Origin of the sequence: Streptomyces sp. NPDC006923, from assembly GCF_040635655.1 — a bacterium.
Lineage (GTDB): Bacteria > Actinomycetota > Actinomycetes > Streptomycetales > Streptomycetaceae > Streptomyces.
The window spans coordinates 92,247-109,177 of sequence record NZ_JBEYIF010000006.1 but is presented as its reverse complement, the minus strand read 5'-3'; the positions used below and the strand labels follow the sequence as shown (position 1 = coordinate 109,177).

Here is a 16,931-nt window from a genome sequence, read left to right as displayed (position 1 = left end):
ACCCGCCCTAGCCGTCGGCCCCCGGCAGCCTGCTGCCGTAGTCGACCGTCTGCCCCTTGGCCGGGGCCTCCAGCGGGAAGTCCTGGCCCCAGTCGGCGAGGGTGAGCGTCCCCGCGCCGCCCGCGCGCACCAGTTGCAGCGGGTACGGCGTGCCTTCGAGGGAGACGTCCAGCGTCCCGCCGTCGCCCTCACTGCCACTGATCTTGATGGTCCGTACGCCGCCGATCTTGTCGCGGGCGCCCTTGTCCAGCTTCCCGTGCAGCGTCAGCAACCCGTCGAGCAGGGTCTTCATGTCCGTGAAGCCGCTGAGCTGCTCGTACGAGGGATCGTCCTCCGGGACCTTCACGTACTTGTCCTGGAGCTTGCCCGCGACCTCGGTGTCCGGGTCGCCGGGCCCGGCGCTCTCCTCGCCGTGGCCGCCCGCGTGGTCCCAGAAGTCGGCGTCGGCCTTGAGGAAGAGCGCGTCCTCGATGCGCAGGAGCTGGAACGTGCTGTTCTTCGTGGTGACGGACCCGATGCCGCCGCTCTCCTTGAGCCGCATATTGAGCTTGTACGTCTGCCCCTGGCTGACCAGCGAGCCGGAGAGCCGGACCGCGTCCGTGCTGTCCGCCGCCGTCCGCGCCTTTGTCTTGATCTCGGTGGCGGAGAGCTTGCCGACACCGTTGGTCCCCGCGTCCGGATCCTCACCGCATGCCGTGAGCATCGTCGCCAGCCCCGCGCAGATCGCGACGGGGAGCGCGGCCCGGCGGGCACGGCCGGACGACAGAAAAGCGGTCACAGACGCACTGCCTCTCGTACACAGTGGGGGTGGCAGACCGCAGCGTACCCGGGCCGGAAGCACCACTCGACAGAGAGCCGGACGGGTGGTTCCGCCCGGGCGTACCGCAGCGGTACGGGCTAGCCTGAACCCGTTATCCCGCCGGATAGCCGGACAAGCGAGGACAAGGAGGCGCTCCTCATGGCGGCAGGCGTCCCCCGTGTCTTCGTCTCCCATCTCGCCGGTGCGCCGGTCTTCGATCCCAACGGCGACCAGGTCGGACGGGTCCGCGACCTGGTGGCGGTCCTCCGGGTCGGCCGCCGTCCGCCCCGGCTGATGGGACTGGTCGTCGAGGTGCTCAGCAGGCGCCGGATCTTCCTGCCCATGACCCGGGTCACCGGGATCGAGTCGGGTCAGGTCATCACCACGGGTGTGGTCAACATGCGGCGCTTCGAACAGCGTCCGACCGAGCGCCTCGTCCTCGGTGAGCTGCTCGACCGCCGGGTGCGGCTGGTGGACAGCGGCGAGGAGGTGACCGTCCTCGACGTCGCCGTCCAGCAGCTTCCCGCGCGGCGCGACTGGGAGATCGACAAGGTGTTCGTACGGCGCGGCAGGAAGGGCGGCGCGCTCCGGCGGCGCGGCGAGACCCTGACCGTCGAGTGGTCCGCGGTCACCGGTTTCTCGCTGGAGGAGGAGGGACAGGGCGCGGAGAACCTCGTCGCCACCTTCGAGCGGCTGCGTCCGGTCGATCTGGCCAATGTGCTGCACCACCTCTCGCCGAAGCGGCGGGCCGAGGTGGCCGCGGCTCTCGACGACGACCGGCTCGCGGACGTCATGGAGGAGCTGCCGGGCGACGACCAGGTGGAGATCCTCGGCAAGCTCAAGGAGGACCGCGCCGCCGACGTGCTGGAGGCGATGGACCCGGACGACGCCGCCGATCTCCTCTCCGAGCTGCCCGAGGCGGACAAGGAGCGGCTGCTGACGCTGATGCGGCCGGGGGACGCGGCGGACGTGCGGCGGCTGATGTCGTACGAGGAGCGCACCGCGGGCGGTCTGATGACGACCGAGCCCATCGTGCTGCGGCCCGACGCGACGGTCGCGGACGCGCTGGCCCGGGTCCGGCAGCACGACCTCTCGCCCGCCCTGGCGGCGCAGGTCTATGTGTGCCGGCCGCCGGACGAGACGCCGACGGGCAAGTACCTGGGCACGGTGCACTTCCAGCGGCTGCTGCGGGAGCCGCCGTTCACCCTGGTCAGCTCGATCGTGGACAGCGATCTGCCGCCGCTCGCCCCGGACACCCCGCTGCCCGCGATCACCGGCCTTCTCGCCGCGTACAACATGGTGTCCGCACCGGTCGTCGACGACAGCGGGTCGCTGCTCGGCGTGGTGACGGTCGACGACGTACTGGACCACCTGCTGCCCGACGACTGGCGGGAGACCGGCTTCCGCGGCCTGGAGGAGGCCGCCCGTGGCGGCTGAACGGCCCGACCGGGACGGTGGCCGGGAGCGGTCCAGGGCCGGGTCCGGCGGCGGGGCGACGGCGCTGGTACGCGGTTCGCGGGCCCGGCTCGACCAGCCACTGGACCGGCGGCGCAGGCTGCTGCCCGACTACGACCCGGAGGCGTTCGGGCAGCTCTCGGAGCGGGTCGCGCGCTTCCTGGGGACGGGCCGCTTCATCGTCTGGATGACCCTGATCGTGACCGTGTGGGTGGTCTGGAACGTCACGGCGCCCAGCGGCTGGCGCTTCGACCCGTATCCGTTCATCTTCCTGACCCTGGTCCTGTCCCTCCAGGCGTCGTACGCCGCGCCGCTGATCCTCCTGGCACAGAACCGCCAGGACGACCGGGACCGGGTCACACAGGAGCAGGAGCGCAAACAGAACGAGCGCTCCATCGCGGACACCGAGTACCTGACGCGGGAGATCGCGGCGCTGCGGATGGGCCTCGGCGAGGTCACCACGCGCGACTGGCTGCGCTCGGAACTCCAGGACCTGGTGAGGGACCTGGCGGACCACCACCTGGTCCTTCCGGCGGAGACGGGGCACGGACGCGACGAAACCGACCGCTGAGGCTTTCCTGAGCGGGCACCCGGCGCCGTACCATCTCGGTATGGCTACCGAGACGTACGGAACCGCCGTCCCCGCGGAAGACGCGGTGCGTGACGCGCTGGCGACGGTGAACGACCCCGAGATCCACCGGCCCATCACCGACCTCGGCATGGTGAAATCGGTGGACATCGGCGCCGACGGCGCGGTGGCTGTCACGGTCTATCTCACGGTGTCCGGCTGCCCGATGCGCGACACCATCACGCGGAGCGTCTCGGAGGCGGTCTCCCGGGTCGCCGGGGTCACCCGGGTCGACGTCACGCTGGACGTGATGAGCGACGAGCAGCGGCGCGAGCTGGCGTCCTCGCTGCGCGGCGGCACCGCGGAACGGGAAGTGCCGTTCGCCAAGCCCGGCTCGCTGACCCGGGTCTACGCGGTGGCGTCGGGCAAGGGCGGGGTCGGCAAGTCCTCGGTGACGGTCAACCTGGCGGCGGCGATGGCGGCCGACGGGCTGAAGGTCGGCGTGGTCGACGCGGACATCTACGGACACAGCGTGCCGCGGATGCTCGGCGCGGACGGCCGGCCCACCCAGGTCGAGAACATGATCATGCCGCCGTCCGCGAACGGCGTGAAGGTGATCTCCATCGGCATGTTCACGCCCGGCAACGCTCCGGTGGTGTGGCGCGGGCCGATGCTGCACCGCGCGCTCCAGCAGTTCCTCGCGGACGTCTACTGGGGCGATCTGGACGTGCTGCTGCTGGACCTGCCGCCCGGCACCGGCGACATCGCGATCTCGGTGGCGCAGCTCGTGCCGAACGCCGAGATCCTGGTGGTGACCACGCCGCAGCAGGCCGCGGCCGAGGTCGCGGAGCGGGCCGGCTCCATCGCCGTGCAGACCCATCAGAAGATCGTTGGGGTCGTCGAGAACATGTCGGGCCTGCCCTGCCCGCACTGCGACGAGATGATCGATGTCTTCGGCACCGGCGGCGGCAAGCTCGTCGCCGAGGGGCTGACGAAGACGACCGGCGCCACGGTCCCGGTGCTGGGCGCGATCCCGATCGACGTACGGCTGCGGGAGGGCGGCGACGAGGGCAAGCCCATCGTGCTGTCCGACCCGGACTCACCGGCGGCCACCGCGCTGCGCGGCATCGCGAGCAAGCTCGGCGGCCGGCAGCGCGGTCTGTCGGGCATGTCGCTGGGGATCACCCCGCGCAACAAATTCTGAGCCCCACGGGGCAGAGCGGAGGGGCGGTCGCTGTGTGCGACCGCCCCTCCGCCGTATCCGGCTCACGCCCCGTCAGGAGACGTACGCCCCGATGTCGGCGATCGCCGAGAAGCCCAGGCCGTAGGCGCTCATCCCACGCCCGTACGCCCCCAGGTGCACCCCGCTGCGCGTCGATCCGGCCAGCACCCAGCCGAACTCGGACTCGCGGTAGTGAAAGGGCGTCGGCTCCGCGTCGACGGGCAGCGAGAGCGCCGACCAGGCGGCCCCCTCCAGATCGTCGGCCAGCTCGAACGCGGCCTCCGTCTGCTGGGCCAGCCAGTCGTCGCGCAGGGTGTGGTCGAGCTGCACGGGCCAGATGGAGGACAGCAGCCCGGAACCGGCCAGCCAGGCCGCCGAGGAGGCCGTCGTGGCATCGAGATGCCCGGTGCCGTCACCGCTGCGCCGGACGGGGCTGGTCGCCACGGTGACAACCACCGCGAAGCGTTCCTTCAGCCCGCCCGACGCGTCCGGTCTTATCGACGGCACCTCACCATGGCCCGTGGAGCCGTGCTGCACCTTGCCGTCGGCGGTGACGCCGACCTGCATCAGCCAGCGCGGTCCCGTGAACGCGTCATCCAGTCCGTACCAGGGAAAAGCTGCCCGCCGATATGCCTCGACGGTACGCGTCTTGACCGCCGGCCCTCCCTCGGCGGTGGGTGAGCTGGCCGCGTTCCGCGCCCCTGCCCGACTCGTCGTCTCCATCTGGCCGGCGCCTCCTCGATCTCGTGTGTCCGGAGCGGCCCGCCCCCGACGGGCGCCTCACTGCCGGACAGATGGAGGATAGCCACCCAGTCCCGACTCTCAGGGATTGATCGGGCTCAGGTGGCGTCTGCGTCGAAGGGCGGACGGTCGTCCTGCTCGGGCTTCTCACGCTTCTTCAGCAGGTCGGGAGTACCGGAGGAGCCGTTCGCGGAGGCCACAGGAGCCACCGGGTCGGACGCGGCAGAGCCACTCTCATGGCCGTTCACCGCGTCGGCGACATCCGCCATCTCCTTGCGGAGGTCGAAGCTGCCGGTGATCTCCTTCAGCCCCAGATCGTCGTTGTCCAGAAGCTGCTTGCGGACGAACGTCTTGGGGTTGAGGTCCTCGAAGTCGAAGTCCTTGAAGTCCGGGCCCAGCTCGGATCGGATGTCCTGCTTGGCGTTCTCGGAGAACTCACGGATCTTCCGGATGAAGCGGGAGGCGTCCTGGATGACCTTGGGCAGCTTTTCCGGGCCGAAGACAAGCACGGCGAGGACCACGAGCGTCACAAGCTCCAGTCCGCCAATGTCATTGAACACGTTGCCGCTCCCTGTCTTCCCGCCGGATTCCCGTTGCCCGCGGATTCCCGTTGCCCGCGGGCAACGCGGCCCGCGGACCGGACGAGGCGTCCTGGCCCGAGACGGGTCAAGGGCCGGGCCGCTCCACGGTACCTGCCGGACCTGTCCGGGCGGTACCTTCGGGTTACCGTCAGGTGCCGTCCGCGGACCCCAGGGACAACGTCACGGTCCGCTCCCTGCCCGCGCGGACCAGGGTGAGCTCCAGCCGGTCCCCCGGGCGGTGGGCGCGGATCTTGACGATCAGCTCCTCACCGCCGTGCACCCGCTCCCCGTTCACCTCGGTGATGACGTCCCCGGGTCTGATGCCGGCCTTGGCGCCGGGTCCGCCGACGGTCACCGCGGGACCGCCGTCGGGCGTCTTCGTACCGACCCGGGCGCCGTCACCGGCGTACCGCATGTCCAGGCTGACGCCGATCACGGGATGGGTGGCCCTGCCCGTGTTGATCAGTTCCTCGGCGACCCGCTTGCCCTGGTTGATGGGTATGGCGAAGCCCAGACCGATGGATCCGGACTGGCCGGCCTCGGGGTCGGCGCCGGTGTCCGCCGCGCGGATCGCGCTGTTGATGCCGATGACCCGGGCCCGGCTGTCCACCAGGGGGCCGCCGGAATTGCCGGGGTTGATCGGTGCGTCGGTCTGCAGCGCGTCCACATAGCTGATGTCGCTGCCGTCGCCCTTCTCGCCGCCGGCGGTGATCGGGCGCTGGATGGCGCTGATGATCCCGGAGGTCACCGTGTTGGACAGGTCGAAGGGGGCCCCGATGGCCACGACGGGGTCGCCGACCCGGACATTGTCCGAGTTCCCCAGCGGCAGGGGCTTGAGCCCGGAGACCCCGGTGACCTTCACGACGGCGAGGTCGTAGCCGCTGTCCTTGCCCACGAGCTTCGCCCTGGCGGTCTCGCCGCCGCTGAACGTGACGGATATCTCGCCGGAGGAGGACGCCGGCTGGACGACATGATTGTTCGTCAGGATGTGACCCTGCCGGTCCAGGACAAAGCCGGTGCCGGTGCCCTGCTCGCCGCTGCCGCTGACATGCAGGGTGACGACGCTGGGCAGGGCGCTGGCCGCGATGCCCGCGACGCTGTCGGGTGCGCGGCCACCGGTCTCCGGGCCCGCCTGGGAGAGTTCGACGTCGGAGAAGCCGCCGTTGCCTTCGAGGTACGCGCCGACCGCGCCGCCCAGCACGCCGGTGACCAGCGCCAGCAGCACCGCTCCGGACAGCCGTGGCCGGCGCCGCCGCCGCGGCTCGCCGTACCCCGTCAGGGGCTGCCGCTGCCCTGCCGGGTTCCACGGGTCGTACTGCTGCCACTGCGGCGCTCCCGGAGGAGCCTGCGGCGGCGTGGGCGGGAGCTGATGGGGCGCCTGCGCGAAGGGCGGGAGGTGCGGCGCGGCCGGATGGCCGGGCGGCGGCGCGGGGGTGTCGCCCGGACCCGGGGCCGCGTAGGGAGGAGGCAGCGGGGTGCCGTGTGCCGGAGTGGGAGCGGGGCGCTGTACGGGAGGAGCGGGCGCCCAGGGTCCCGGCTCGCCGTAGGGCGGTGTGCTGTAGACATCGGGCTCGTGCAGAGGTGTGGGCCGCTCTTGCCGGGGTACTCGCTGACCGACCTGGTGCGGCGGGGAGACTTCCCCGGCGGACACCGGGCCGGGCAGTGGTCCCGGCTCCCCCGGTATCCGGGGCGGCTCGCCGGGCGCCGGAGCCGCTTCGCGCGACGGCTCCGCCGGTGTCGCGCGTCCCGCCGGGGGACGGCTCCACCACTTCGCCCTGGGCCCGGTGGGCTTCCCGTCGTCCATGCTCTCCCCGCAACTGCCGTTCCGCGCCCCGGCGGGGGCACCCTGCGAAAGATTCAACCAGGTTTACGAATGTCCGCGCAGGGACGTTGTCAGCGCCGGGACGAAAACGGCGCGGCCGGCAGCGTCGGTGCGGCGAGCCGGGTGGGGCTGGGGGTGGCCGTGGGGGTGCCGGACACCTCGTCGATCTGGAGCGCCATGCCCGTGGGCCGCACCAGCGGCAGCGGCGCCGAGCCGGTGAGGATCCCCGGCGAGAACGAGCGCTCGGAGAGCGTCTGCGCCTGGAGCATCCCGGGCGGGGCCGTGGGGGCCGGGCCGCCGGCGAACTGCGGCAGGATGCCGTCGCCCCCGCTCTGCCGCCGGGTGGACTCCGTCCCGACGGAGACCGGGGCCGTGCTCCCGGCCGGGGCCCGCAGGGGGGTGACGTTGTTGCCCGCGCCGCGCGGGAGGCCGTCACCGGGTGTCCCGAGCGGCAGGGTGCCGCCCAGCGCCATCGCGGCGAACGACACGGCGCTGGCGGCCGCGAAGGCGAACCGCCGGCCGCGCCAGGGCGAACGCTCGGCCTCCTGGCGGGCGACCTCGTGGATACGGAAACCGGAGCCGCCGGGGATCACGCCGGCGTGCGGGCCCACCGGGGCATAGCCGAAGCCCTCCGTGGACACCCCGAAGACGCCGTCACCGAAGCGTCCTCCGTCGAACAGACCTCTGCCGTCGCCGCCGTCTCCCGGCGGTCCCCCCGGCAGCCCCTGGAGTCGGGCGAGCAGCCCCGCGGAGGGCGGCGGCGGAGCGGACTGCGCGAAAACGTTCTTCAGCCGGCGCTGGGCGTCGGCCTCTGCCTTGCACTTGGCGCAGGTCGCCAGATGGGCCAGCACACGCTCACGCGCGTCGTGGTCCAGCTCTCCGTCGACCAAGGCGGCGAGTCGGTCCCCCAGATGCTGCTCAGCAGGGGTCGGGCAGATGCCACTCACGCCGATCCGCCCTCCCCCGCCACGCACACGAAGGCACGCTGCTCGGCCCGGGCCTCGGGGGAACGGTGCTGCAGGGCCTTGCGGAGATGCGAACGGCCGCGGTGGATCCTGCTGCGCACGGTGCCGAGCTTGACGCCCAGCGTGGCCGCGATCTCCTCGTACGAGAGCCCCTCGATGTCGCAGAGCACCACCGCGGCCCGGAATTCGGGCGCGAGGGTGTCCAGCGCCTGCTGGACGTCCGCGTCGAAGTGCGTGTCGTGGAAGACCTGCTGGGGCGAGGGCTCCCGGCTGGGCAGCCGCTCCGCGGCGTCGTCACCGAGCGCGTCGAACCGGATCCGCTGCTTGCGGCGGACCATGTCGAGGAAGAGGTTGGTGGTGATGCGGTGCAGCCAGCCCTCGAAGGTGCCGGGGGTGTAGGTCGACAGCGAACGGAAGACCCGGACGAAGACCTCCTGGGTCAGGTCCTCGGCGTCGTGCTGGTTGCCCGTGAGGCGGTAGGCGAGGCGGTAGACACGTCCGCTGTGCGTGCTGACGATCTCCTCCCAGGTGGGAGGCGTCCACGCCGGCGATTCCGCATCCGATGCGAAGGTCGCTGTAACTGCGGAGTCGATGGAGCGAGAACGGTCAGCAGTGTTGGTCACGGATTTCGGCTCACCAGCCGACCTGAGAAGACGCCTGAGCACTCCTCCCCGATCCACAGGCGCAGCCGCACCTCCCCTGTCGGCTCTGGTGGTGTCCAGTGGAGCCCCTACCATAGCCACTCCGCCCGTTAGCTCCGGATAAGAATCTTTACGCGCATTTGGGGCCGGTCCCATGTGCTGATCCATGCCTTTCCCCACTCTTCACAACGCCTGGTCCCATCTGCGGGTTCCCGGGCGCAGCGGATACAGTCACCGTTGCGCCGCCAACGGGACAAGGAGAGGGTCATTACCGCCAACCGGCAGACGAGCTGGGCGTTCGCCGACGCCTTTGTCGCCGAGGACGAAGCACTCCGCTGGGCCCGGGACCGGGCCCGTGAGGCGGGCCTTCGCTCGGTGTCACCAGGCACCGGCGCCGCGCTGCGTCTGCTCGCCGCCACCCTGGACGCCAAGGCGGTCGCCGAGATCGGCACCGGCACCGGTGTCTCGGGGACGTACCTGCTCCAGGGCATGCGGCCGGACGGCGTCCTCACCACGGTCGACACGGAGCCCGATCGCCAGCAGTTCGCCCGGCAGGCGTTCCGGGCCGCAGGCTTCGCGGGCAACCGCGCGCGCTTCATCCCCGGCCGCGCCCTGGATGTGCTGCCCCGGCTCGCGGACGGCGGATACGACCTCGTCTTCTGTGACGGGGACCGGCTGGAGTGCCTCGACTATCTCGATGAATCGTTGCGTCTGCTCAGACCCGGCGGGCTCATCTGCTTCGAGGGCGTGTTCGCGAACGGCCGGACGGTGGACTCGGCCGCCCAGCCCGCCGAGGTGCTGCGGCTGCGGGAGCTGCTGCGGACCGTACGGGAGAGCCCGGAGCTGCAGCCGTCCCTGCTGCCGGTGGGCGACGGACTGCTCTGCGCGGTACGGCGCGGCTGAGGCCGTCCGGCCCCTTTGCTGACCCGCGCCCGGCGCGCCCGTGAACAAGGCACTGCCCCGGCACGGAGTGATCCGTGCCGGGGCAGCGCTGGTGTCGATCCGGGGGTGACCAACGGCCCCGAAGACTGTGAGCGTTCCGCTCAGCCGACGACCTTCTTCAGAGCGTCGCCGAGCGCATCCGCCTCGTCCGGAGTCAGCTCGACGACAAGCCGACCGCCGCCTTCGAGCGGAACGCGCATGACGATGCCCCGCCCCTCCTTGGTCACCTCGAGCGGGCCGTCGCCCGTTCGCGGCTTCATGGCCGCCATGCTCGTTCCCCTTCCTGAAACCAGCTCATCACCGCCGGCGGCCCCATGACAGGCGCTGTGTCACCGGCATCGAACACATTGCTTCAGGCCCATTATCCCGCATGGCGTGACCCGATGACCAACATCGGACGGCATCGCTTGCGCAACGCGCTCACGCAAAACGACTCAATTCGGCGATCCGCCTGCGATACTGCGCCGCCATGCCCCCGGCGGGAACCCGACTTTCTTAGACGCAGGTCACATGCTCCCCTCGGTGATCTCCGCCATGCTGGGCCCGGACAGGACTGCCCGAGCCGCGAAGGGGACCCGATCATGGCCGACACCGTGCTGTACGAGGTGAGTGACGGACTCGCAACGATCACGATCAATCGGCCCGAGGCCATGAACGCGATGAACATCGCGGCCAAGACCGCCCTCCGGGACGCGCTCCGGGAGGCGGCGGCCGACCCCGCCGTGCGCGCGGTGCTGCTGACCGCCTCGGGCGACCGGGCCTTCTGTGTGGGACAGGACCTCAAGGAGCACACGGCCCTGCTCGCGGCCGACCTGGAGGCGGGCACCAGCCGGACGATGGACACCGTGAGCGAGCACTACAACCCGGTCGTGCGGGCGATCACGGAGATGCCCAAGCCGGTGGTCGCCGGGGTCAACGGGGTGGCGGCGGGCGCGGGCCTCGGCTTCGTCCTCGCCGCGGACCACCGGGTCGTGGCGGAGACAGCCACGTTCAACACGTCCTTCGCGGGCGTCGCGCTGACCGCGGATTCCGGGGTCTCCTGGACGCTGCCGCGGCTGATCGGACGGGGCCGCGCCACCGATCTGCTGCTCTTCCCGCGGTCGGTGTCCGCGCGGGAGGCGTACGAGCTGGGCCTGGCCGACAAGGTCGTCCCGGCGGCGGACCTGGCGGCGGAGGCCGCCGCCGTGGCCCGCGCGCTGGCTGGGGGCCCGACCCTGGCGTACGCGGCGATCAAGGAGTCCCTGGCGTACGGCGCGGAGCACTCGCTGGCCGAGACGCTGGAGAAGGAGAACGAACTCCAGACGAGGGCGGGCGCGTCGGAGGACCACACGATCGCGGTGCGGGCGTTCCTGGCGAAGGAGCGGCCGAAGTACGTGGGCCGCTGAGGCGGTTGTACGGCGGATCCCGCCGCCGGGGGCTCCCCTCGCGCCGTCCGGCTCCCGGCGTTCGGCGCGGAGCCGTCCGCCGGGCGCTCAGGCGGTACGGAACGCGCAGCCGGCGAGATGGTCGTTGACCAGGCCGCAGGCCTGCATGAGGGCGTAGGCGGTGGTGGGACCCACAAAGCGGATGCCGCGTTTCTTGAGGGTCTTGGCGAGCGCCGTGGACTCGTCCGTGACCGCCGGGACGTCGGCGGTGGTCCTGGGGGCGGGGCGCTTCGCCGGGTCGGGGGCGTACGACCAGATCAGGGCCTCCAGCTCGCCGGGGGACCAGGCGTCGAGGACGCGCGCGTTGGCGAGCGTGGCGTCGATCTTGGCGCGGTTGCGGATGATGCCCGGGTCGGCGAGCAGCCGCTCCCGGTCCCCCTCGCCGAACTGCGCGACGGACGCGATCCGGAACGAGGCGAAGGCGGCGCGGAAGCCCTCCCGCCGGCGCAGGATCGTGATCCAGGACAGCCCGGACTGGAAGGCTTCCAGACAGAGACGCTCGAACAGGGCGTCGTCGCCGTGGACCGGGCGGCCCCACTCGGCGTCGTGGTAGGCGACATAGTCCTCGGTGGACAGGCCCCACGGACAGCGCGCTCTGCCGTCGGGGCCCGGCACCACGCCGTCCCCGCTCACAGCTCCGGCTCCTCGCCCGGCTTCTTGAAGAGCTCGACGGAGGACACCGCCGTCGCCTGGGCTCCGGCCAGCGCCGCCTCCAGCTCCGCGATCCGCGCGTCCCGCTCGGCGAGCTCCGCGCCCAGCCGGCTGAGGACATCGTCCACATCCGCCATCCGGTAGCCGCGCATGCCGACCGGCAGCCGGACCGCCTCGACATCGGCGCGGCCCACGGGGCGGTTCGGCGGCAGCGGGTCCACCAGCCGTTCCGGAGCGGCTTCGGGCAGGACCGCGCGGTCACCGCCGCCGACGACCGCGAGTGTGACCGCGGCGACCACCACGACCATCGCGATGAGCAAGAACAAGAACACGAGCTTCTCCCCGGGCAGCGAAACGTCCGGTGCCGATCGTGCCATGAGCCACCGACAGTGAAGACGGTTAAGGTCGCAGGCGGAACGGACGCGAGGAGGAAACACGGGATGCGCGGCGGGACTCTGCGGCTGGGACGTCGGGAATTCGACGCCCATGAGCCGGTGATCATGGCGATCGTCAACCGGACCCCGGACTCCTTCTACGACCAGGGTGCGACGTTCCGCGACGAACCGGCCCTGGACCGGGTCGAGCACGCGGTGGCGGAGGGCGCCGCCATCATCGACATCGGCGGTGTGAAGGCGGGGCCGGGCGAGGAGGTCACGGCCGAGGAGGAGGTTCGCCGTACGGTCGGCTTCGTCGCCGAGGTCCGCCGCCGCTACCCGGACGTGGTGATCAGCGTCGACACCTGGCGGCACGAGGTCGGCGAGGCGGTCTGCGCGGCCGGCGCCGACCTGCTGAACGACGCGTGGGGCGGGGTCGACCCGCGGCTCGCGGAGGTCGCCGCCCGGTACGGCGCGGGGCTGGTCTGCACCCATGCCGGCGGGGCCGAGCCGAGGACCCGGCCGCACCGGGTCGTGTACGACGACGTGATGGCCGACATCCTGCGTGTGACGGTCGGCCTGGCGGAGCGCGCCCTGGCACTGGGCGTCCGCAGGGACGGGATCATGATCGATCCCGGTCATGACTTCGGGAAGAACACCCGCCACTCGCTGGAGGCGACCCGCAGGCTGGGCGAGATGGCCGAGACGGGCTGGCCGGTGCTGGTCTCGCTGTCCAACAAGGACTTCGTCGGCGAGACGCTCGACAAGCCGGTCAAGGAGCGGGTGATCGGCACCCTCGCCACGACCGCCGTGTCGGCCTGGCTCGGGGCGCGGGTCTACCGCGTCCACGAGGTGGCGGAGACCAAGCAGGTGCTCGACATGGTGGCGGCCGTCGCCGGTCACCGGCCCCCGGCGGTGGCCCGCCGGGGGCTGGCCTGAGCCGCCGGGTCAGTTCCCGGTCTCCTTGGTGACCAGCGCCACCGCCTCTTCCACGTCGTCCGTGACATGGAAGAGCAGCAGATCCCGCTCGGACGCCTTGCCCTGCGCCACGACCGTGTCCCGCAGCCACTCGACGAGTCCGCCCCAGTACGCCGTGCCGAACAGCACGATCGGGAAGCGGGTGACCTTGCGGGTCTGGACCAGGGTGAGGGCCTCGAACAGCTCGTCCAGCGTGCCGAGCCCCCCGGGCAGGACCACGAACCCCTGCGCGTACTTCACGAACATCGTCTTGCGGACGAAGAAGTAGCGGAAGTTCACACCGATGTCGACATGCTGGTTCAGCCCCTGCTCGAAGGGCAGCTCGATCCCGAGCCCCACGGAGACGCCCCGGGCCTCCCGCGCTCCCCTGTTAGCGGCCTCCATCGCGCCGGGCCCGCCGCCCGTGATCACCGCGAAGCCCGCCTCCACGAGCGCCCCGCCGATCCGGATCCCCGCCTCGTACTCCGCGGAGTCCACCGGCGTACGGGCCGACCCGAAGACGCTGATGGCACTGGGCAGCTCGGCGAGCGCGCCGAAGCCCTCCACGAACTCCGACTGGATGCGCATCACTCGCCAGGGGTCGGTGTGCACCCACTCCGAGTCGCCCTCGGTGTCCAGCAGCCGCTGATCGGTCGTGCCGGGCTGCACCTGCTCCCGGCGGCGGATCACCGGTCCGAGCCGCTGTTCCTCCGGCTTCTGCGCTCCGTCAGGCATGCCCATGACCTGCTCCCTCCGCTGCTGTGCGCTGTTCTCGGCAAGGGTAGGACCACGGACGTGACAAACGGCGAAATTGCGGCAGTCCGTCCGGCCCTCACTTCCCGTACGTTCTCACCCGGTGAGCCAGTCACGGAGCCGCTTCTCGCAGTGCGTGATCCGCTCGACGGCCACCCGCTCGTCGCGCTTGTGGGCGAGCAGCGCGTCACCGGGGCCGTAATTGACGGCGGGCACTCCGAGGCCGCCGAAGCGCGAGACGTCCGTCCAGCCGAACTTGGGCTGTGCCGTACCGCCCACGGCGGCCATGAACGCGGCCGCGGCCGGGTGCGAGAGGCCGGGCAGGGCGGCGCCCGAGTGGTCGTCCACGGTGAGGTCGGCGACCCCGCAGTCCGCGAAGACCTCCCGGACATGCGCGAGGGCCTCCTCCTCGCCCCGGTCCGGGGCGTAGCGGTAGTTCACGACGACGGTGCACTCGTCGGGGATGACGTTGTTGGCCACGCCCCCCTCGATCCGTACGGCGTTGAGCCCCTCCCGGTACTCCAGACCGTCGATGACCGGCCGCCGCGGTTCGTACGCGGCGAGGCGGTCCAGGACGGGCGCGGCGGCGTGAATGGCGTTGGACCCCATCCAACTGCGCGCGGAGTGTGCCCGCTCCCCCGTCATCCGCAGCAGGATCCTCAGCGTGCCCTGGCAGCCGCCCTCGACCTGGCCGTCGGAGGGCTCCAGCAGTACGGCGAAATCGCCCTCCAGCCAGTCCGGATGTGCCTCTGCCAGATGTCCGAGCCCATTGAGATGTGCGGCGACCTCTTCGTTGTCGTAGAAGACGAAGGTGAGGTCGCGATTGGGCTCGGGGACCGTCGCGGCGATCCGGAGCTGCACGGCGACCCCCGACTTCATGTCGCTGGTGCCACAGCCCCACAGCACCCCGTCGGCGTCCAGCCGGGAGGGCACATTGCCGGCGATCGGGACCGTGTCGATATGCCCGGCGAGGATGATCCGCTCGCCGCGTCCCAGCCGGGTGCGTGCCACGACGTTGTTCCCGTGCCGGTCGACGGTGAGATGCGGCAGGGCGCGCAGCGCCTGCTCGATCGCGTCGGCGAGGGGCTTCTCCTCGCCGCTGACCGACGGGAAGTCGACCAGGCGGGCGGTGAGCGCCGGGCCGTCCAGAGTGAGGTCGAGCATGGTCTCAGACATGGTTTTGACCCTAGCTCTCCTCCCGGCCCGAGCTCTCCTTCCGGCGGGCCCGTCCCGTCCCGGGCGACCGGGATCTTGGCACCGTCCGACTCCAGTACGGTGGGCGCGTGTCCGAGACCGCCTCTCCCTCCCGTCGCGGCCGCCTCCTGCGTATCGCAGCCGCCCTCGCCGTACTGCTGGCCCTGGCCGCGTATGTGGCGGTGCAGTACACGACGGGCGGCGGGGGCGCGCCCCGGTGTGTGGTCCGGGCCCAGGACCCCTCGGGCGACGGCAGCCCCCGCTACGAGATGTCTCCGGAACAGGCCGCGAACGCGGCCACGATCTCCGCGGTCGGCACCTCGCGCGGGCTGCCCGAGCGCGCGGTCACCATCGCGCTGGCGACCGCCCTCCAGGAGTCCGCGCTGCGCAATCTGAACCATGGCGACCGGGACTCGCTGGGGCTCTTCCAGCAGCGTCCCTCGAAGGGCTGGGGCACCGCGGCCCAGATCCGCGACCCGGCCTACGCGGCGGGACAGTTCTACGACCATCTCGCCAAGGTCCCCGGCTATTCACGGCTGCCGCTCACCGTGGCGGCCCAGCGCGTCCAGCGCAGTGGCTTCCCGCAGGCGTACGCGAAGCACGAGCCGGACGCGGCGCTGCTGGCCGCGGCGCTCACCGGCCGGTTCGCCGCCTCCCTGACCTGTTCGGCACCGAACGGCAGCGTGCCGGGAGACCCGGCGAAGGTACGGACGGCGCTGGTGCGGGCCTTCGGATCCGGGGTGCTGCCGCCGGACGCGGCCACCGGCCGGTCGGGGGCCTCGCGCACGGCCGCCGATGTGTCCGTGCCGGTACCGGCCGCGGCGGACGCCGGCGACTCGGCCGGCGAATCGGTGGGAGGGCCTTCGCCGTCGCAGCGCGGCTGGGAGCTGGCGCACTGGGCGGTGGCCCAGGCGGCCGCCCTGCGGATCAACGAGGTCCGCTACGCGGGCCGGACCTGGAGCGCGAAGGACGCGGAGCGCGGCTGGCAGGGAAAGGGCGATCCGGCCGGGCCCGGCGCCCAGGAAATTCGAATTCGCACCGCGCAGTAGTACGAGAGATCACCCGGACGGGCGGCCCCCGGTCCTACCGCGTGATATTTCTTCGGATGATTCGGATCAGCACACCTCCACCCGTCGAATCCCTTGTGAATCAAGGGAAGTGACGGTTCGTCACACTCTCCTTAACGGCATCGTTTGCCCGTTTTTATCCGTAGCCGATAATGCGACGCATTACCAACTCTTTACCCTTGCTCGCCGCAACCTTCGCGGCCCTTCGAGGGGTTGTCACTGCGTCCGATCGACGGACAAGCACTGTTTCCCTCCCGCCAAAGGAGCATCATGTCCCTCCCCCTGACCCGTCGGATCGCCCGTGCCGCGCTGCTCATCGCCGCGGGTGCGGCCCCCGTGGTCGGAGCGGCCGGTTCCGCGAGCGCGGCGGCACTTCCCCAGACCACCGGCCTGGGTGCGGTGAGCGCGCTCGACGGCGCCGCGGTGGGCGAAGCCGTCGACAGCGGCGCCCAGAAGGCGACCGAGGTGGCGGGCGAAGTCGGCGGCAAGGCCGTCAAGAAGACCGTCCCGGCGGCCGGCAAGAGCGTCGGCAAGGCCGGCAAGGCGGCGACCCCCGCCGCGCAGAAGCTGGCCGGTGACACCGCCGACAGCGCCGGTGACGTGCTGGGCGAGACCGCCTCGACCGCCACCAAGGGCGCCGGGCCGACCGCACTCGGCGGCGGCCTGCCGACCGGACAGCTCCCCGTCCAGAGCCTGCCGCTCGGCTGACACGCACGCCGCACCCGCGTACGAACGGGCGGGCCGGGGAGTACGTACTCCCCGGCCCGCCCGCATG

At 71.7% G+C, this 16,931-nt stretch carries 19 protein-coding genes; 8 read left to right on the top strand and 11 right to left on the bottom strand.

What is annotated here, in order from left to right:
* Positions 1–7: 7 nt before the first annotated feature.
* A complete protein-coding gene (locus ABZ707_RS13845; RefSeq protein WP_360172873.1) occupies positions 8–778 on the bottom strand; it encodes a hypothetical protein in 771 nt (256 codons plus the stop codon).
* A 180-nt stretch (positions 779–958) separates the two neighbouring features.
* Between ABZ707_RS13845 and ABZ707_RS13840 the strand changes: the two genes are divergently transcribed.
* Genes ABZ707_RS13840 through ABZ707_RS13830 form a run of 3 tightly spaced genes read left to right on the top strand, consistent with a single transcriptional unit; the run spans position 959 to position 4,026 of the window.
* A complete protein-coding gene (locus ABZ707_RS13840; protein ID WP_360172870.1) occupies positions 959–2,236 on the top strand; it encodes a CBS domain-containing protein in 1,278 nt (425 codons plus the stop codon).
* Positions 2,226–2,825 (top strand): DUF1003 domain-containing protein, encoded by a 600-nt coding sequence (locus tag ABZ707_RS13835; RefSeq protein ID WP_360172867.1) that lies wholly within the window; start codon positions 2,226–2,228, stop codon positions 2,823–2,825. The genes ABZ707_RS13840 and ABZ707_RS13835 overlap by 11 nt, the downstream gene beginning before the upstream one ends.
* 40 nt (positions 2,826–2,865) lie before the next feature.
* Positions 2,866–4,026, top strand: a complete 1,161-nt coding sequence (locus tag ABZ707_RS13830) for an Mrp/NBP35 family ATP-binding protein (protein ID WP_360172865.1) — start codon at positions 2,866–2,868, stop codon at positions 4,024–4,026.
* Between the two features lie 72 nt (positions 4,027–4,098).
* On the opposite strand, the gene ABZ707_RS13825 is transcribed toward ABZ707_RS13830, so the two are convergent.
* The 5 genes from ABZ707_RS13825 to sigE all read right to left on the bottom strand — a co-directional run bounded on the left by ABZ707_RS13825 (position 4,099) and on the right by sigE (position 8,890).
* A complete protein-coding gene (locus ABZ707_RS13825) occupies positions 4,099–4,767 on the bottom strand; it encodes a hypothetical protein (RefSeq protein ID WP_360172863.1) in 669 nt (222 codons plus the stop codon).
* Positions 4,768–4,883: 116 nt separating this feature from the next.
* Positions 4,884–5,345: a sec-independent translocase gene (locus ABZ707_RS13820; protein WP_360172860.1), complete on the bottom strand. Its 462-nt coding sequence runs from the start codon at positions 5,343–5,345 to the stop codon at positions 4,884–4,886.
* Between the two features lie 169 nt (positions 5,346–5,514).
* Positions 5,515–7,170, bottom strand: a complete 1,656-nt coding sequence (locus tag ABZ707_RS13815) for a trypsin-like peptidase domain-containing protein (RefSeq protein WP_360172857.1) — start codon at positions 7,168–7,170, stop codon at positions 5,515–5,517.
* Between the two features lie 89 nt (positions 7,171–7,259).
* Positions 7,260–8,135, bottom strand: a complete 876-nt coding sequence (locus ABZ707_RS13810; protein ID WP_360172854.1) for a zf-HC2 domain-containing protein — start codon at positions 8,133–8,135, stop codon at positions 7,260–7,262.
* Positions 8,132–8,890, bottom strand: a complete 759-nt coding sequence (sigE, locus tag ABZ707_RS13805; RefSeq protein ID WP_360172851.1) for an RNA polymerase sigma factor SigE — start codon at positions 8,888–8,890, stop codon at positions 8,132–8,134. Before sigE ends, ABZ707_RS13810 begins: the two co-directional genes overlap by 4 nt.
* Positions 8,891–9,031: 141 nt before the next feature.
* On the opposite strand from sigE, the gene ABZ707_RS13800 reads away from it, so the two are divergent.
* Positions 9,032–9,697 (top strand): O-methyltransferase, encoded by a 666-nt coding sequence (locus tag ABZ707_RS13800; RefSeq protein WP_360172848.1) that lies wholly within the window; start codon positions 9,032–9,034, stop codon positions 9,695–9,697.
* 140 nt (positions 9,698–9,837) lie between these two features.
* On the opposite strand, the gene ABZ707_RS13795 is transcribed toward ABZ707_RS13800, so the two are convergent.
* Positions 9,838–10,005, bottom strand: coding sequence for a DUF3117 domain-containing protein (locus tag ABZ707_RS13795; protein ID WP_003966491.1), 168 nt, complete (start codon positions 10,003–10,005; stop codon positions 9,838–9,840).
* A 312-nt stretch (positions 10,006–10,317) separates the two neighbouring features.
* Here ABZ707_RS13795 and ABZ707_RS13790 point away from each other — a divergent pair, with 312 nt between their 5' ends.
* A complete protein-coding gene (locus ABZ707_RS13790; RefSeq protein WP_360172845.1) occupies positions 10,318–11,121 on the top strand; it encodes an enoyl-CoA hydratase-related protein in 804 nt (267 codons plus the stop codon).
* 87 nt (positions 11,122–11,208) lie between these two features.
* Here the strand turns inward: ABZ707_RS13790 and ABZ707_RS13785 are convergent, their stop codons facing one another.
* Together ABZ707_RS13785 and ABZ707_RS13780 are read right to left on the bottom strand one after the other, a co-directional pair.
* Complete coding sequence (locus ABZ707_RS13785) at positions 11,209–11,793, bottom strand: DNA-3-methyladenine glycosylase I (RefSeq protein ID WP_360172842.1); 585 nt, start codon at positions 11,791–11,793, stop codon at positions 11,209–11,211.
* Positions 11,790–12,143 (bottom strand): DivIVA domain-containing protein, encoded by a 354-nt coding sequence (locus ABZ707_RS13780; RefSeq protein ID WP_360172839.1) that lies wholly within the window; start codon positions 12,141–12,143, stop codon positions 11,790–11,792. Before ABZ707_RS13780 ends, ABZ707_RS13785 begins: the two co-directional genes overlap by 4 nt.
* Positions 12,144–12,251: 108 nt before the next feature.
* On the opposite strand from ABZ707_RS13780, the gene folP reads away from it, so the two are divergent.
* Entirely contained in the window at positions 12,252–13,124 is an 873-nt protein-coding gene (gene folP, locus ABZ707_RS13775; protein WP_360172836.1) for a dihydropteroate synthase, read from the top strand.
* A gap of 9 nt (positions 13,125–13,133) precedes the next feature.
* Here the strand turns inward: folP and ABZ707_RS13770 are convergent, their stop codons facing one another.
* On the bottom strand, positions 13,134–13,883 hold the full coding sequence (locus tag ABZ707_RS13770) for a TIGR00730 family Rossman fold protein (protein ID WP_360172833.1): 750 nt from the start codon (positions 13,881–13,883) through the stop codon (positions 13,134–13,136).
* A gap of 108 nt (positions 13,884–13,991) precedes the next feature.
* A complete protein-coding gene (dapE, locus tag ABZ707_RS13765; protein ID WP_360172830.1) occupies positions 13,992–15,071 on the bottom strand; it encodes a succinyl-diaminopimelate desuccinylase in 1,080 nt (359 codons plus the stop codon).
* Between the two features lie 107 nt (positions 15,072–15,178).
* Between dapE and ABZ707_RS13760 the strand changes: the two genes are divergently transcribed.
* Together ABZ707_RS13760 and ABZ707_RS13755 are read left to right on the top strand one after the other, a co-directional pair.
* Positions 15,179–16,138 (top strand): hypothetical protein, encoded by a 960-nt coding sequence (locus ABZ707_RS13760; protein WP_360172827.1) that lies wholly within the window; start codon positions 15,179–15,181, stop codon positions 16,136–16,138.
* A 288-nt stretch (positions 16,139–16,426) separates the two neighbouring features.
* A complete protein-coding gene (locus ABZ707_RS13755; RefSeq protein ID WP_360172824.1) occupies positions 16,427–16,864 on the top strand; it encodes an ATP-binding protein in 438 nt (145 codons plus the stop codon).
* Positions 16,865–16,931 lie beyond the last annotated feature (67 nt).